Annotated in this window: 13 protein-coding genes and 1 tRNA gene; 9 read left to right on the top strand and 5 right to left on the bottom strand. The window is 37.4% G+C overall.

What is annotated here, in order from left to right:
• Positions 1-5: 5 nt before the first annotated feature.
• Positions 6-77 (bottom strand) — tRNA-Glu (locus tag QZ657_RS07865).
• Between the two features lie 78 nt (positions 78-155).
• A complete protein-coding gene (gene proS / locus QZ657_RS07860) occupies positions 156-1,631 on the bottom strand; it encodes a proline--tRNA ligase (protein WP_291961209.1) in 1,476 nt (491 codons plus the stop codon).
• A 96-nt stretch (positions 1,632-1,727) separates the two neighbouring features.
• Here proS and QZ657_RS07855 point away from each other — a divergent pair, with 96 nt between their 5' ends.
• Positions 1,728-3,113: a hypothetical protein gene (locus tag QZ657_RS07855; protein WP_291966068.1), complete on the top strand. Its 1,386-nt coding sequence runs from the start codon at positions 1,728-1,730 to the stop codon at positions 3,111-3,113.
• A 32-nt stretch (positions 3,114-3,145) separates the two neighbouring features.
• The gene (locus QZ657_RS07850; RefSeq protein WP_291966067.1) at positions 3,146-4,657 is read left to right on the top strand and encodes an OmpP1/FadL family transporter; all 1,512 of its coding nucleotides are present in this window, start codon (positions 3,146-3,148) and stop codon (positions 4,655-4,657) included.
• 52 nt (positions 4,658-4,709) lie between these two features.
• Here QZ657_RS07850 and QZ657_RS07845 read toward each other — a convergent pair whose 3' ends face one another.
• A complete protein-coding gene (locus tag QZ657_RS07845; RefSeq protein ID WP_291966065.1) occupies positions 4,710-6,146 on the bottom strand; it encodes a T9SS type B sorting domain-containing protein in 1,437 nt (478 codons plus the stop codon).
• 125 nt (positions 6,147-6,271) lie between these two features.
• Positions 6,272-8,074, bottom strand: a complete 1,803-nt coding sequence (locus tag QZ657_RS07840; protein ID WP_291966063.1) for a T9SS type B sorting domain-containing protein — start codon at positions 8,072-8,074, stop codon at positions 6,272-6,274.
• A 134-nt stretch (positions 8,075-8,208) separates the two neighbouring features.
• Here QZ657_RS07840 and folE point away from each other — a divergent pair, with 134 nt between their 5' ends.
• Both folE and cysS read left to right on the top strand, forming a co-directional pair.
• Entirely contained in the window at positions 8,209-8,889 is a 681-nt protein-coding gene (folE, locus tag QZ657_RS07835; protein ID WP_276471786.1) for a GTP cyclohydrolase I FolE, read from the top strand.
• Between the two features lie 14 nt (positions 8,890-8,903).
• Positions 8,904-10,382, top strand: coding sequence for a cysteine--tRNA ligase (gene cysS / locus QZ657_RS07830; protein WP_291966062.1), 1,479 nt, complete (start codon positions 8,904-8,906; stop codon positions 10,380-10,382).
• Here cysS and QZ657_RS07825 read toward each other — a convergent pair.
• Positions 10,379-11,254: an AraC family transcriptional regulator gene (locus QZ657_RS07825; protein WP_291966075.1), complete on the bottom strand. Its 876-nt coding sequence runs from the start codon at positions 11,252-11,254 to the stop codon at positions 10,379-10,381. The genes cysS and QZ657_RS07825 overlap by 4 nt on opposite strands.
• A 243-nt stretch (positions 11,255-11,497) precedes the next feature.
• Between QZ657_RS07825 and QZ657_RS07820 the strand changes: the two genes are divergently transcribed.
• The 5 genes from QZ657_RS07820 (at position 11,498) to QZ657_RS07800 (ending at position 15,499) form a co-directional block, all read left to right on the top strand.
• Positions 11,498-13,021 carry an aldehyde dehydrogenase family protein gene (locus QZ657_RS07820; RefSeq protein WP_291966060.1) on the top strand — a complete coding sequence of 508 codons (1,524 nt, stop codon included), beginning with the start codon at positions 11,498-11,500 and terminating at the stop codon, positions 13,019-13,021.
• 12 nt (positions 13,022-13,033) lie between these two features.
• On the top strand, positions 13,034-13,408 hold the full coding sequence (locus tag QZ657_RS07815; RefSeq protein ID WP_291966058.1) for a DUF779 domain-containing protein: 375 nt from the start codon (positions 13,034-13,036) through the stop codon (positions 13,406-13,408).
• Positions 13,409-13,523: 115 nt separating this feature from the next.
• The gene (yidD, locus tag QZ657_RS07810) at positions 13,524-13,745 is read left to right on the top strand and encodes a membrane protein insertion efficiency factor YidD (RefSeq protein WP_276471781.1); all 222 of its coding nucleotides are present in this window, start codon (positions 13,524-13,526) and stop codon (positions 13,743-13,745) included.
• 297 nt (positions 13,746-14,042) lie between these two features.
• Positions 14,043-15,005: a prolipoprotein diacylglyceryl transferase gene (gene lgt, locus QZ657_RS07805; protein ID WP_291966055.1), complete on the top strand. Its 963-nt coding sequence runs from the start codon at positions 14,043-14,045 to the stop codon at positions 15,003-15,005.
• Positions 15,005-15,499 (top strand): DUF192 domain-containing protein, encoded by a 495-nt coding sequence (locus QZ657_RS07800; protein ID WP_291966053.1) that lies wholly within the window; start codon positions 15,005-15,007, stop codon positions 15,497-15,499. Before lgt ends, QZ657_RS07800 begins: the two co-directional genes overlap by 1 nt.
• The last annotated feature ends 20 nt before the right edge of the window (positions 15,500-15,519 follow it).

Here is a 15,519-nt window from a genome sequence, read left to right as displayed (position 1 = left end):
TTTTGTAGTCCGTAGGGGAATCGAACCCCTGTTACCAGGATGAAAACCTGGCGTCCTAACCCCTAGACGAACGGACCATACTTTGCGCAATTGCGGATGCAAAAATACAAATATTTTTCACTATCGCAACACCTCTTTATATTTTTTTGAAAAAATTAATACGCTTTAGCAAATAATACTCTTTTATTAGAAGGTTTACCGGTTACCATACAAGTACCTTCTTCCTGTTTTGCATCAATGGGAATACAACGTATTGTTGCCTTTGTCTCGTTTTTAACTCGTTCTTCTGTTTCCTTACTACCGTCCCAATGTGCAGAAATAAATCCGCCTTTTTCTTTTAAAACTTTTTTAAATTCTTCATAAGAATCCACTTCAGTTATATGGCTATTTCTATAATCAAGTGCTTTCTGGTACATATTCTTTTGAATATCGTCCATTAAAAATTCAATTTTGGCAACAACATCAGTGGCGGCTACAGTTTCTTTTTGCAACGTATCTCTTCTCGCCAATTCATACGTGCCATTTTCAAGATCTCTTGGTCCTATGGCCAACCTTACCGGCACTCCACGCAATTCGTATTCATTGAACTTAAAACCGGGCTTGTGTGTATCTCTATTATCAAATTTTACGGATATACCTTTAGCACGCAATTCTTTTACAAGAGGATTAACCGTTTCTGAAATTTTGTCCAATTGGTCCAATCCTTTATAAATAGGTACGATGACCACTTGAATAGGTGCCAATTTTGGTGGAATCACTAATCCATTATCATCACTATGGGTCATGATCAACGCCCCCATCAATCTTGTCGATACTCCCCAAGAAGTTGCCCAAACATGTTCTTTACCCCCTTCTTTTGTCGCAAATTTCACATCAAAGGCTTTTGCAAAATTTTGGCCCAAAAAGTGAGAAGTACCAGCTTGTAAAGCCTTACCATCTTGCATTAAAGCCTCAATACAATACGTTTCAATTGCACCCGCAAAACGTTCACTTTCTGTCTTGGTACCTTTTATGACAGGTACTGCCATATGGTTTTCGGCAAAATCCGCATAAACGTTCATCATTTGTTCGGCCTCTGCAATTGCCTCTTTTTCCGTGGCATGTGCCGTATGCCCTTCTTGCCATAAAAACTCTGCAGTTCTCAAAAACAATCTAGTACGCATTTCCCAGCGCACAACATTTGCCCATTGATTAATAAGTAACGGTAAATCCCTGTAAGACTGTATCCACTTTTTATAGGTATCCCAAATAATAGTTTCAGAAGTTGGCCTAACAATTAGCTCCTCCTCCAATTTTGCTTCTGGATCTACTATAATTCCGCTTCCGTCTTCCGCGTTTTTCAATCTATAGTGCGTTACAACCGCACATTCTTTGGCAAATCCTTCAACATGGCTTGCCTCTTTACTTAAATATGATTTTGGTATAAATAATGGAAAGTAGGCATTTTCATGACCAGTCTCTTTAAACATTTTATCTAAACCAGCTTGCATTTTCTCCCAAATTCCGTAGCCATACGGCTTAATAACCATACAACCCCTTACACCAGAGTTTTCGGCTAAGTCTGCCTTAACTACTAATTCATTATACCATTTGGAATAATCCTCGCTTCTCTTCGTCAAATTTTTACTCATTATCTGGACTTTGGCACAAATATTGTGAATATTACTATATAATAATTGAGTAAAACTAGTTATTTTTAATATGTTCAACAATATAATTTTGATCCGATGATATATTCGCTACCCCACAACAAACTTCGCAACATTTCAATGTTGGTGACCCTGACCGTTTTCATAACTTCCTGTGGATCATACCAGCAATCTTCTTATTATGACAATGATGGTATTTATTCTGATGAAGTACCAGCTACCGTAGAAAGAAGACCAGAACAAAGAAAGAATACAGAAGTAAGTTCTGAATCTGACACCTATACCAATTATTTTGGCGAAAAAGCCAGTCAGTATGGTGAAATTCTAGATGATGAAATATTTACCGATGTAGATTCTTATTCCAGCAACAATCTTGATGCCGAAGTTCATGAAGACCAATTGACAGACTATTATGCCAATGCAAATGACTATGAAGGCTATGGTAGCTGGGGCAGTAACAATTCTGACGTGAGTATTTACATTCATAATAATGGTTGGAACAATTGGGGTTATGGCAATCTTTATGGATGGGGCTGGAACAATGTAGGTTATCCCGGATTTTATGGAGTAGGATGGGGACAACCTTGGGGCTGGAACAGATGGAACAACTGGGGTTATGGCGGATTCGGTTTTGGATGGAACAACTGGGGCTATGGTGGTTTTGGATGGAACAACTGGGGCTATGGTGGTTTTGGATGGAACAACTGGGGATACGGTTGGAACAGGCCTTTTTATGGTAACAACTTCGGATATGCGTATGGTTATGGTTACGGTAACAGATATTTTCGCAATAACAATAGATATTCCAATAGACGGTATGCCGTTAACAATTCCAGAAGAGGCAATTACACAAGACAGACCGTTAACAATAGCGGACTTTCTTCTACAGCGGCAAGAGGCCGTTCCAATATAAACACAAGAGGTAATTCGTCTAGGTATAGAACTACGACCGGTAGATCAACAACAGCCAGAAGTTCTGCCAATACACGTAGCTCAAGAACGTATTCCGGCAATTCTACAAGTAGAAGAACTGTTGGTGTTGACCAAAATAGAGCATATAGAACCAGTAGAAGTACTAGAGCTACCCCTAGGTACAGCAGTAGTTCTTCAAGAAATTATAGTAGCAGATATAGTACCGGCCCTAGAACATCAAGTTCTAGCAGTAGGGTCGCGGTACCAAGAACCTCAACTTACAGAAACTCTGGCAGCAGCTCTAGGAGTTATTCTTCTGGCAGAAGCTCAACCGGTTCAAGCGGTAGGTCTTACCGTAGTTCAGGTAGTAGTTCTAGAAGTAGTAATTACAGCTCTGGCAGAAGTAGTTCTAGAAGCAGCAGCTATAGCTCTGGCAGAAGTAGCTCTGGTAATAGTTCATATAGAAGTTCTGGAGGCAGCTCAAGAAGTTCAAGTAGCGGGTCTTCATCTAGATCTTCTGGATCCTCAAGAAGTGGCGGTAGAAGAAACTAAAATTGAACATTTATTGTAATTGAAATATTGATATGAAAAAATATATAACTTTCGTAGCCTTAATAGTATGTGCCATTGGTAGCGCACAGAACATAAATGAAGTTTTACGTTACGGTACAGAAAACCTTCAAGGTACGGCCCGATTTCAAGCAATGGGCGGAGCGTTTGGCGCCCTTGGCGGAGACCTATCGTCCTTAAACATTAACCCTGCTGGTTCAGCGGTATTCAATAATAGTCTTTTCACCATTTCAGGATCAAATTACCATACATATAATGATGCCCGGTACTTTGGCGATGCCTTAATAACCAAGAATAATGACATTGAGCTAAATCAAATAGGTGGTGCATTTGTTTTTAAAAACACCGATAGTAATTCTGACTGGAAGAAATTTACTTTAGCTTTCAATTATGATTTGTTGAACAATTTCGATAACGAATATTATGTTTCAGGAAGTGCAACAGAAGGTATTGATACCTATTTTCTGGAATATGCAGGCGGCACACCATTTGGGTCTATTTTATTACAAGATGGTGAATTTTTAGAAGAAGCATATCGTGATATTGGAGCAGTTCAAGGTTTTAGAGACCAACAAACATTTTTAGGCTATTACAGTAGAATTATCGCTCCAGAAATTGAAGATAATAACAATACTGATTATCGTAGTAATTCAATTTATGATTTTGTCAATCAAGATTTTTTAAGAAGAACTACTGGTTACAACAGTAAATTTACAGTCAATGCAGCTTCGCAATACAAAGAGAACATTTATTTGGGGGCTTCTTTAAATTTTCACAGTGTTCTATATACTCAATATGATCAATTTTCCGAAGATGGTTACGAGCCAAATTCTGGAATTACCAGAACTACTTTTGATAATTATTTAGAAACTGAAGGTAATGGATTCTCATTTACTTTAGGTGCAATTGCTAAATTAAACGATAATGTAAGATTAGGTGGCAGCTACCAATCACCTACATGGTACCGTTTAGAGGATAATACTTCTCAACGTATTAACACAGATCACCCAGATGTACATGAAGATATTAATTTCATCAACTTTACGATTGTAAACCTTTTCGAAGAATACACGGTTAAAACACCCAGCAAGCTTACAGGTAGTTTAGCCGTAATATTTGCAAAAGACGGTTTATTAAGTTTCGATTATGGGTATCAAGATTTTTCACAATCGGAATTACGCCCAACAAATGATTTTAGCTTTCAAACTGTAAACTCAGAAATTGCCAGTAGCCTTGGCGCCGTATCTACTTTTAGAATTGGTGGCGAGTACAGAATTCAGCAAGTAAGTTTAAGAGCGGGCTATCGTTTTGAACAGAGCCCTTATACAAATGACAACACGATTGGTGATTTAGATGCTATTTCTGGTGGAATTGGTTATAATTTTGGTGGTAGTAAATTAGATTTTTCACTTAGTCGTTCTCAACAAGATGTAAGCGAAAGATTATTTAATGCCGGTATTACAACACCCGCAATGATTGATAGAACAATCACCAACGCCACTTTAAGCTATACGATCAATTTTTAAGAAATAAAAAAATTACATAAAAAAAAGGGAGCATGAAGCTCCCTTTTTTCGTTTATCTTTTTAATGAAAAATGTGTTTTTCGTGTTTTAGCCACTACCATATCATCCTCCCTTTCACCATACTCAAACCTGAACCAATAATCTGTAGATGGCATTTGCTGTCCGTTAAAATTACCGTCCCACGTATCCGTAGGTCCTAATTGTTTTAAAAGTTTACCGTATCTATCAAAAATAAATACAACAGGATCAATCAAAGTCTCTATACCTAGAATATTCCAAGTATCGTTTATATTATCACCGTTAGGGGTAAAAAACTTTGGATACCCTACTACCAAAAATTCAATTGGTTCCGTTATTCCACATCCGTTCTTATCATTTATGATTACCGTATTCAATCCCGGAGGTACATTTCTAAAAACGGAACTATCTTGAAACTCACCGTTATTTATAGCATATTCATAATCACCGTCTCCCTGTACAAAAAACTCAATATTATTTTGATCTGGATCAATTGAAAGATTGGTATCCAATGTTTCTACGCGTTCTAGAATTGGTATTCCAAAAAATGTTATTAAAACTCCGCTTTCATCTGCCACAGTTGGAGGCGAACCACTTGTTGTGGTAATGGAAGCAAAATAGCGACCTGTATTTGGGCTTTCAACTACCAATTCCGCACCAAAATCACCGGTACCCGTAAGCATATCGTCAACTATGCCGTCATCTTCATAATCCACAGTCCATTCCACACTTGCAATATCTGCTCCTGCAGGTGAATTCAACGCACTAATAGTAATAGGATCATCACCTTCACAAGCTACAATATCCAAACCTAAAAATTCATCTCTTAAAGTACAATCCAAAGCTGTATCTTGATCATCATTTACAGAACTACCTGTAAAGGTCAGCATAAAAGGCTCAGGATCACCCGTAAAGTTATCTGCAAAATTATTTATTAAGATGTAATAAATCTCTCCGGGTTGAACATCCAAATACGCATCATATGTATTTTGACTACCCGTTAACGGTGCACGCCCCTCTTCCCCATTTTGCGGGTTTACGCCAAGCCCTGTAAAATTTGTATCGTTTACTTCATAATTACAACGTATTGGCTGTGCCGTACCGTTGCTGATATCCACACAATCAACATCTGGTCCATAAACGGCAAAATCCCATTCAGCAGTTGGTGTAGATCCAGATGAAGGCAAAGCTTCAATATCAAAACCGACCTGACCACCCGTACCTGCCCTAAAGACAAACCAAGAAGTATTAAATTCAATATTCGCGGAAGAAAGACTACCCTTTTCAAGACACCCGGTTTGTAATATTACCTCTGGGTTAAAATCATCTACATCACCAGTTCCACCCGCCAGACCCATTATAGGTTGATCGGCACAAACAGGAATTGCCGTTCTACAATCGGCTGAATTCTGCGCGGTTACATTCCAATAGAAAAGAAATAAACAGCATATAGAACAAAAAAGTGTTCTCATAAAAGTGTAACTAAGTTAGTATACGTGATGTATATTATAACTACACATGACTTGCTTTAGTATCTTACAACGGATATTCTTGCGTTTAATCGATAAAATGCACTCTTCAAGCCTAAAAAGCAGGGTTAGCGCTTTAATGTAAAATGATTATTTATGAACGAAGCACTGGTATCCTCTCCAAGAGAATTGGTATAGGTAAGCTTGAACCAATAGTCAGACTCGGGCAATAATGTGCCATTAAAAGTACCGTCCCAACCAGGGGAATTTTCGACTATTCTATAAAGCAACTTGCCATATCGATCAAAAATAGTAATTACAGGATTATCTAAAACCGATAATCCGTCTACTTCCCAGGTATCATTTACATTATCACCGTTGGGCGTAAAAAACTTAGGAAAACCAACAACTACAAAATCTCTAGTATCAGAACCACAACCATTTACATCACTTACGGTAACGGTATGCTCCCCAGGGAACAGATTATTAAAAACCCCGCTGTCCTGAGGTGTTCCATTATCAACTTGAAACTCAAAATCACCGTTTTCCTCTAAACTGACATTAACTACGTTAGAGGCATCATCTTCGTACTCTATCGTAATATCTGAAATTACAGGCGGACTAGAAAATACAACTGTAACGGAACGTACGGTAATACACTGAATCAACCCTTCTTTGTTCGTTACCGATAAAGTGTAAACACCGGGCTCTGAAACCGTAATCAATGAAGATGTGTGGCCGGAGCTCCATTCATACATAAAATCATTATCTGGAATTCGCTGCCCAATAGTTGCAATTGGCTCATCACCACATATGAACACTTCTGTTTCAAAATCCAAAACAGGCAATTCAATTCCGTTTACCTCAAAAGTTTCAGAAGCATCAAAACACATAGAGTTTTCTATTGATGTAGTTCTTACATATATTGTTTGGGCAACTTCTGTAGGTATAAATTCTTTTGAAAGTGCATTGGCACCATCAAAAGCATCTTCAAAACTTTCATGATAAGATACCCTAAAATCTAGCGAACTCTGAGCACCTAAGGCCTCTGCATCTTTTGCATTAAAATCTATAGCCGTACCATCTAAACAAGCAGTTTCATCTTCTAAAGGAAAAGTTTCTGGAGAAGGCGCATAGGCCACTTGGGTTTCGCTAATTAAATTATTTTCCAATGGTCTAATTACCAAAACACGGTACATCCCAGAAACTGCTGTAGAAAGTTGCGCATTAGTTTCACCTGGTATAAGTTGATAGCCTGTGCCGGCATCTAAATACCATTCATAGTCTTCCGCATCAACAGTTGTAGCATCCAAGACTACAGTTTCATTATCACAAGCAATAACAGGAGGTCCCAATAGATTATCTATTATATTACAATCTAAGGCAGTATTAGGGAATTCAACAAATATGTTACCTGAAAACTGAATTGAAAATCCTGAGTTATTGTTACTAAAGTTATTGATCATTAAGAGGTATTCCTCTCCTGGCTCTACATCTAACCAATCATCATATTGTATATTGGCAATACCTGTAGGGTCCTCACCTACCCCTATAAAACGACTATCATCAGAATTATCAAAATAATTACATCTAATAGGCTCACCTAATGAAGTACAGTCACTTGTTCTGTATAAGGCAAAATCCCAATCTTCACTAGAATCAAAACCTATATTGAAGCCAAGTTGACCTATTTCACCAACTTTAAATTTATACCAAGCAGAATTTGTTTCAATAGTGCCGCTACCTTGGGTTATACAGCCAGAAATAGTAGCACCGTTAAAATCATCTATTCCGTACCCATTTGTACCTCCATTTACCGGAGTGTTGTAACAAATAGGTACGGCATTGGCGCAGTCTGCCGCTACTTGGGCAAAGCAAGTGAATATGCCAAAAAAACATATAAACAAGAAAGATATACCGTACTTGGTCATAGGGAACTTCTGATTTGGAAAAATAAAATTAACCAGACCATCACGTTATGGCTAATTTATGTTGTGTAATGCCCGTAATGAGTTATAAAGTGGCACATATTGTATATCTTTGCAGCTTCTAAAAGATTGATAAAATGAAAATTGAGGATACACTGGAAGATCAATTTGATGAATTGGGAAATGATCATATTTCTACATCAGAAGACACTCCATTACGTTCAGATGCTTTTGATTTGGATGATGCCGAAAAGATTGAACGCATTCGCGAAAATGTACGCGATATCATGCTTACGTTAGGTTTGGATTTAACCGATGACAGCCTAAAAGGAACTCCTAACAGAGTTGCTAAAATGTATGTCAACGAAATATTCGGTGGCTTAAACCCTGCAAGAAAGCCCAAAGCTTCTACATTTGACAACAAGTACAAGTACGGTGAAATGTTGGTTGAGAAGAACATCACATTATATTCTACTTGCGAACATCATTTACTACCAATTGTAGGTCGCGCCCATGTTGCCTATATATCTAACGGTACCGTAGTAGGCTTGTCCAAAATGAACCGTATAGTTGATTATTACGCTAAACGTCCTCAGGTTCAAGAAAGATTGAACATTCAAATCGTAAGAGAATTACAAAAAGCTTTAGGTACAGAAGATGTTGCCTGTGTTATAGATGCAAAACATCTTTGTGTAAATTCTAGAGGAATTCGCGATATTGACAGTAGCACCGTAACAGCAGAATATGGCGGTAAATTCAAAGAAGAATTGGTACGTCGCGAGTTTTTGAACTACCTTAATTTAGATACCCATTTTTAATAGCATATAGCTTCATGCAATTGTACGAAAGTCAAGAAATAAAAGTATATAATTCCCTAACCGGAAAGAAAGAAGTTTTCAAACCCATAAACGAGGGCCATATAGGCATGTATGTTTGTGGACCAACCGTGTATAGCAATGTACATTTAGGAAACTGCCGAACTTTCATGTCTTTTGATATGATTTTCAGATACTTTAGACATCTTGGTTATAAAGTAAGATACGTACGTAACATTACAGACGCAGGTCATTTAGTAGATGACGCGGAAGATGGTGAGGATAAAATTGCAAAAAAGGCACGATTAGAAAAATTGGAGCCTATGGAGGTGGTACAGCGTTATACTGTAGATTTCCATAATATCTTGGAGAAATTTAATTTCTTACCTCCAAGTATTGAGCCTACGGCAACCGGTCATATTATAGAACAGATTGAAATAATTAAGGATATTCTTGAGAAAGGATTTGCCTATGAAACCAATGGCTCTGTATATTTTGATGTTGCAAAGTTTAACCAAGAACATGAGTACGGTAAATTAAGCGGGCGAAAGCTTGAAGATATGATCGCCAATACACGTGATCTTACCGCGCAAGACGACAAACACAATCCACAAGATTTTGCTTTGTGGAAGAAAGCGGAACCACAGCATATTATGCGCTGGCCATCACCTTGGGGCGATGGATTCCCTGGGTGGCACTTAGAGTGTACTGCCATGAGCACAAAATATTTAGGCGAAACATTTGATATTCACGGAGGCGGAATGGACCTTAAATTTCCCCACCATGAATGTGAAATTGCACAGGCAGAGGCTTGCAATGGCCAAAGTCCTGTAAATTATTGGCTACATGCCAATATGCTAACATTGAACGGAAGAAAAATGGCTAAATCTACCGGAAACAGTATTCTTCCAGGAGAAATATTTTCTGGTGAAAACGAAATTTTAAGTAAGCCCTTTTCCCCTTCAATGGTTCGTTTCTTTATGATGCAGGCACATTACACCAGCATTTTAGATATGAGCAATGATGCCTTATTGGCATCTGAAAAAGGTTTCAACAAATTGATGGAAGCCATCAATTCCCTTAAATCTTTGAGCACCGGCAAAACTACCGATTTTGATATTGCAGCTTGGAAAGCTTCTTGTTATGCTGCCATGAACGATGATTTTAATTCGCCCATCTTAATTGCGAAATTGTTTGATGCCGTTAAACACATTAATCTTATCAAAGAAGGTAGTGAATCTATTACCGTAGAAGACAAACTAGAATTAGAAAACACATTACATGGCTTCGTTTTTGATGTTTTAGGTCTAGAAAACAAAAGTAGTTCTGATGCCGATACCGAAAAGCTAGGTGGAGTTGTTGAATTGTTGATCGAGTTGCGCAAAGCAGCAAGAGAGAATAGAGATTTTGCCACATCCGATCAAATACGTGATCAATTGGCAGCGCTGGGTATTCAATTAAAAGACGGTAAAGAAGGGACTACATATAGCCTTTAATCCAAAAATTTAGATTTGTGAATTTTAGACTGGTATTCACCAGGAGCTAAATGCTGTCTAGTTTTAAATACTCTATTGAAGTAAGACCTACTTTCAAACCCACAATCTAGATATACATCTTTAATACTACGTTTAGGATCTTGCAATAAGCCTACCGCTAATTTTATGCGTTCGTTATTTATAAATTCTACCGGAGATATACCAAGTTCCAGCTTAAAGGTTCTATAAAAATGCGACGGACTCATACAGGCTATTTTACTAAGACTATCTACACTTAATGATTTATGTAGATTATCCCTTATAAAACGGATAACCTCGGTAAGCCTACTTTCCTTCTTTATAGTTAATGTTGCGTTACTATAAATTTTACGCTCGTTTGTCTGTAAAATGCGAATAATTAGCTCGCGCAACATATTATCCACAAATAGATCTTTGGATGGATGGTCTTCGGAAAAAAGAAACAAAAGACGTTGTATAATTTGATAGATACCCCTGTCGTTTACAAAGTGAAAATTATAGTCCATTAATCCCCACGCCTCTCTCGTACTTTTTGGCATATTTTCATTCATAAACTGTAGCACCTTGTTAATCTTATCTTCAGAAATAGCCATTGCCAGACATCTGGTAGGATTCTTTGCCATAGCTTCAGGAAAATCTATACACATTCCTTCATTTGCGGGCAAAACCAAAGACTCACCAGGTAAAAAATCGAAAGATTCATAATCCCTTAGGTGCATAATTTTCTTTCCCTGTATCATACTTGCCAAAACAGGTTGCTCAAATTGTAATAATACACTTGCCGCTTTCTCATGTGTTTCAAAAACGTGCATAGCGGCATTGTTCAACGTATAAGAGGTCTGGTTCTCCACCATAGTCTCCAATCGCCTTCCATTAAAAAAATTATCAGTTAACCGAATCACAATACTACCCCTTTAATTTTAAGGAATTTACAAAATTATATGCTTAAAAAAATCATAAAATCAATTATTGATAGAATAGTTCACATTATTCGTAGTATTCGTCAGATGATTTGAAATGATGAGAAGTACATTTAGAATATCGTATTTACAAACCAAAAGCGATTAGACTTCTATTATTAACTTAAATCCTATATTATGAGCACAACAGCAACTGCAGAAAAAGATGTACTTCAAAAACCCAAGTTTAAAAACCAGTATGAAAATTTTATTGGAGGTAAATGGGTTGCACCAAGCAAGGGTGAATATTTTGAAAATATCTCTCCCGTAGACGGTAAATCTTTTACAAAAATACCAAGATCAACATCTGAAGATATAGAAAAGGCTATTGATGCGGCTTGGGAAGCGGCACCATCATGGAATTCTTCCTCAGCAACAGAAAGAAGCAATATGCTTTTAAAAATTGCCGATAAAATAGAGCAAAATCTAGAAGTTCTTGCCAGGGCTGAAACTTGGGACAACGGTAAGGCCATACGCGAAACACGTGCCGCAGATTTACCTTTGGCTGTAGACCATTTTAGATATTTTGCAGGTGTTATCAGGGCAGAAGAAGGCTCGGTCAGTGAATTGGATTCTAATACCGTGGCATTGAACGTTACGGAACCATTAGGCGTCGTTGGTCAAATAATTCCTTGGAATTTCCCTTTACTAATGGCAACCTGGAAACTAGCTCCTGCTTTGGCCGCAGGTAATTGTGTAGTATTAAAACCAGCAGAACAGACGCCGGTAGGAATATTAATTTTAATGGAAATCATTGAAGGAATTTTACCTGACGGAGTGCTAAATATTGTAAACGGTTTTGGTGCAGAAGCTGGTAAACCATTGGCATCTAGCCCTAGAATAGACAAAATAGCCTTTACCGGTGAAACGACCACCGGGCAATTGATAATGCAATATGCCTCTAAAAACATTACACCCGTTACGCTTGAGCTAGGTGGTAAATCTCCCAACATATTCTTTGAAAGTATCATGGATGCCGATGATGAATTCTTTGACAAATGTCTGGAAGGCGCAAATATGTTCGCCTTGAACCAAGGCGAGGTTTGTACCTGCCCCTCTAGGATGCTGGTTCAAGAAAGCATATATGATAAATTTATAGAACGCGTAATAGAGAGAACCAAGGCTATTAAAATGGGACACCCGTTGGACCCAAACACCATGATGGGCGCTCAAGCATCTAACGACCAGTTCGAAAAAATTCTTAGTTATATTAAAATAGGTAAAGAAGAGGGTTGCGAAGTGCTTACTGGTGGTTCTCAGGCATATAATGAAGGCTTGGAAGGCGGTTATTACGTAGAGCCGACCATATTAAAAGGAAATAATAAAATGAGGGTCTTTCAAGAAGAAATTTTTGGTCCCGTTCTTTGTGTTACCACCTTTAAAGATGAAGCCGAAGCTATAGAAATTGCGAATGATACGCTGTATGGTCTTGGCGCAGGCGTTTGGACCCGTGACACCCACCAAGCCTACAAGATTTCAAGAGCTATCAAAGCAGGAAGGGTTTGGGTAAATTGCTACCACTTATATCCTGCCCATGCTCCTTTTGGCGGTTATAAAAAATCTGGTATCGGTAGAGAAAACCATAAAATGATGTTGGCACACTATCGCCAAACCAAAAACATGCTTATTTCTTACGATAAGAAAAAAATGGGATTCTTTTAAAAACGAAATACGATGAAGACAAAAAGAGTTTTGGTAACTAAAAAAGCCGCAGAAGTAATTGCACAGCTAAAAGAGAAACACGGTGAACTTATGTTTCATCAAAGTGGTGGTTGTTGTGATGGCTCCTCGCCCATGTGTTTTGAAATGGGTGATTTAATGCTCGATGATAACGATGTTTGGCTAGGCACTATTGAAGGTTGCGATTTTCATATGTCCAGAGATCAGTTTGAATATTGGAAACATACCCAATTGACTGTAGATGTCGTTCCAGGAATTGGATCAAGCTTTTCCTTGGAAATTCCTTTAGGACTTCGGTTTTTAATAAAATCCAGAATATACTCCGAAGAAGAGGCCGAACATCTAGAACCCATAAGAATAGGCGCCTAAACAGAAACCATTTTTGTTGGAAGTCTGGATGCAATACATCCGGACTTCTTATTTTATGCAGTTCGCCGTTTTATAGTAAATTTGTAAGAATCAATATTTTATTAATAAGATCACGTTGAAAAAAATTCTTATTGCTCCCTTCATATTTTTAATCCGGTTTTATCAAACGGCAATTTCCCCGTATACGCCGGCTACCTGTAGATACTCTCCTACTTGCTCGCATTATACGGTTGAGGCACTAAAAAAACATGGGCTATTTAAAGGTGGATGGATGGCTACCAAACGAATTTTTAGCTGTAATCCTTGGGGAGGTAAAGGTTATGATCCTGTTCCCTAATTCAAGTTCAAACACAAACACAAACACAAAATTCAAGTTTAAGTTCAAGTTCAAGTTCAAGTTCAAAAATCAATCGCAAACTCAAACTCAAACAAAAAGCTAATTAAATTTAAAAGTTCAGTTGATAATAACTTTGACATAGTCAAATAACCAAGTTTTTCTCTTTTCTAGCATCTATTCTATATTCTATTATCTCTTTTCTATATTCTTTTTTTAACCAAGAGCAAAACCGATTTCCCAATTCTAAAGCCTAGGTAGATTTCTATTTTATTATCTTAGCCTTTCAAAATTCAACACATGCATTTCTTAGGAATTACTTGGAATCCGAACGAGACACTTTTCAACATAGGGTTCATACAAATTAAGTATTACAACCTACTTTGGATAACCGCCTTTGCTTTAGGTTGGTTTATTATGAAAAAGATATTCCTCAACGAAAAAAAATCTGTAGAGCAACTAGACTCGCTTTTCATTTATACGGTTTTAAGTACCATGTTAGGGGCTAGATTAGGGCATGTATTTTTTTATGACTGGGCATATTATTCCAATCACCTTATTGAAATTTTGATCCCTGTTCGCGAAAGTGATACAGGTAGTTTACTGTTTGGTTTAATTAATGGTTATGAATTTACAGGTTTTGCCGGTTTGGCAAGCCATGGGGCAACCATAGGTATTATAATTGGTACATACCTTTACACCAGAAAATTCCCTGAGTTTAATATGCTTTGGATATTCGACAGAATGACAATACCTGTGGCAATAGGCTGTTTCTGTGTACGTTTAGGTAACTTTTTCAACTCTGAAATAAATGGTAAAGTGGTAGATGAAAATTTCATATTCGCTACTAAATTTATTCGCGATTCAGACGATTTACATCCATCAAAGGCACTGGGTATTACACAGGAAAAAACTGTAAATGCCGCTTATGCAGCTATAGAGAACAACCCGCAATTTTCTCAATATTTAGCTGAGATACCCTACCGTCATCCGGCACAGTTATACGAAGGTATAGGCTATCTTTTAATCTTTGTACTGCTATATTTTCTATACTGGAAAACTGATAAAAAGAATAAACCCGGTTACCTGTTCGGTCTATTTTTTGTGTTGTTATGGACTGTTCGTTTCTTAGCAGAATTTGTAAAGAAAAGTCAAGGTGGGTTTGAAGAATCTTTAGGGCTATTGTCAACCGGTCAATGGTTGAGCATACCATTTATTCTTATTGGTTTTTATTTCATGTTCAAAAAAACTAAAACTGCATAATGTTGAGAACTATCTATAAAAGTACAGTTATCATAATGGCAACAATGTTACTGGTCTGCTCCTGTAAAGAAGAACCAAAAAAAACGATTGCTACAGAGAGTATAGATTTTACACATGAAGGAGATTTAACCATCTTTTTAAATACGACCGACACCATTAAGGGTCAGTTTAATATAGAGTTTGCAGAAACAGATTACGAAACACAGACGGGACTCATGTACCGCAAAGGAATGGATGAAGATCAAGGGATGTTATTTATATTCCCAGACCAGAGAATGCATTCTTTTTATATGAAAAATACAGAGTTTCCTCTAGATATTATTTACATAAAGGATGATTTAAAAATTGCTAGTTTCCAAGAAAATGCACAGCCACTTAACGAAACCGGTCTATCATCACAGGTTCCCATCAAATATGTTCTAGAAATAAATGGTGGCCTAGCACAAGAATTGGGGCTTTCTATTGGTGACAGCATCAGTTTTAGCAGAAAGTAATTTCGACTTTCTTATTTAAT

Source organism: Maribacter sp. (assembly GCA_020629415.1).
In the GTDB taxonomy this organism is placed as follows: domain Bacteria; phylum Bacteroidota; class Bacteroidia; order Flavobacteriales; family Flavobacteriaceae; genus Maribacter; species Maribacter huludaoensis.
The sequence above is the reverse complement of the archived record's forward strand: the minus strand, read 5'-3'. Positions and strand labels throughout refer to the sequence as shown.

Coding starts and splice junctions, on each gene's coding strand:
- proS (WP_291961209.1), bottom strand. CDS start 1,631: ATGAGTAAAAATTTGACGAAGAGAAGCGAGGATTATTCCAAATGGTAT.
- QZ657_RS07820 (WP_291966060.1), top strand. CDS start 11,498: ATGAGCACAACAGCAACTGCAGAAAAAGATGTACTTCAAAAACCCAAG.
- QZ657_RS07845 (WP_291966065.1), bottom strand. CDS start 6,146: ATGAGAACACTTTTTTGTTCTATATGCTGTTTATTTCTTTTCTATTGG.
- QZ657_RS07850 (WP_291966067.1), top strand. CDS start 3,146: ATGAAAAAATATATAACTTTCGTAGCCTTAATAGTATGTGCCATTGGT.
- QZ657_RS07825 (WP_291966075.1), bottom strand. CDS start 11,254: ATGGTGGAGAACCAGACCTCTTATACGTTGAACAATGCCGCTATGCAC.
- QZ657_RS07840 (WP_291966063.1), bottom strand. CDS start 8,074: ATGACCAAGTACGGTATATCTTTCTTGTTTATATGTTTTTTTGGCATA.
- lgt (WP_291966055.1), top strand. CDS start 14,043: ATGCATTTCTTAGGAATTACTTGGAATCCGAACGAGACACTTTTCAAC.
- QZ657_RS07855 (WP_291966068.1), top strand. CDS start 1,728: ATGATATATTCGCTACCCCACAACAAACTTCGCAACATTTCAATGTTG.
- cysS (WP_291966062.1), top strand. CDS start 8,904: ATGCAATTGTACGAAAGTCAAGAAATAAAAGTATATAATTCCCTAACC.
- folE (WP_276471786.1), top strand. CDS start 8,209: ATGAAAATTGAGGATACACTGGAAGATCAATTTGATGAATTGGGAAAT.
- QZ657_RS07800 (WP_291966053.1), top strand. CDS start 15,005: ATGTTGAGAACTATCTATAAAAGTACAGTTATCATAATGGCAACAATG.
- QZ657_RS07815 (WP_291966058.1), top strand. CDS start 13,034: ATGAAGACAAAAAGAGTTTTGGTAACTAAAAAAGCCGCAGAAGTAATT.